This window comes from Acinetobacter sp. UBA2063, from assembly GCF_002333245.1.
Lineage (GTDB): Bacteria > Pseudomonadota > Gammaproteobacteria > Pseudomonadales > Moraxellaceae > Acinetobacter > Acinetobacter parvus.
Genome location: NZ_DDAH01000015.1, coordinates 1 through 420 on the forward strand (window position 1 = coordinate 1; position 420 = coordinate 420).

The window sequence follows — 420 nt, forward strand, 5'->3', positions numbered from 1 at the left end:
AGCCAGCAGCAATTTTGTGGAGCAGGGGCTTCCAGATATGGGTCAGGTTTTGGTCAACCAGTGTGATTCGGGCTTTCTTTTTCCTGCCAAAACGTTCACCCAGTTGTGTCGCAAGTTCCAAACCACCTGCGCCACCGCCTACAATCACGATATGATGTAAGGTTTTACTCATGATTAACCTAATTTTTTGTGAAAGGATGGCAGGATTATGCCATCCTTTTTTCAATATTGTATTAGTAATCTTTATAGAAAAAGTAGGTTTTTTTTAACCCTGATTTAGTGGGTAGAGTTTTGGATTTTTAGTGTCATTTATTGAGAAAAAGCTGAATAAATTAGAAAACCAGATCATAATTTTTTGAAAAATGTTGGCTTCTTCAATCTGTACATCATTCTCAATTTGCAAACTACGAATCAACTGGG

1 protein-coding gene and 1 pseudogene are annotated in these 420 nt (G+C 37.4%); both read right to left on the minus strand.

Annotated features, from left to right (window positions below):
* Positions 1-172 (minus strand): FAD-dependent oxidoreductase (locus tag B4H32_RS00645; protein WP_286799124.1); only part of this gene is annotated, 172 nt, incomplete at its 3' end.
* Positions 173-265: 93 nt separating this feature from the next.
* Positions 266-420 (minus strand): annotated as a pseudogene (locus B4H32_RS00650) (D-alanyl-D-alanine carboxypeptidase); the annotation flags it as partial.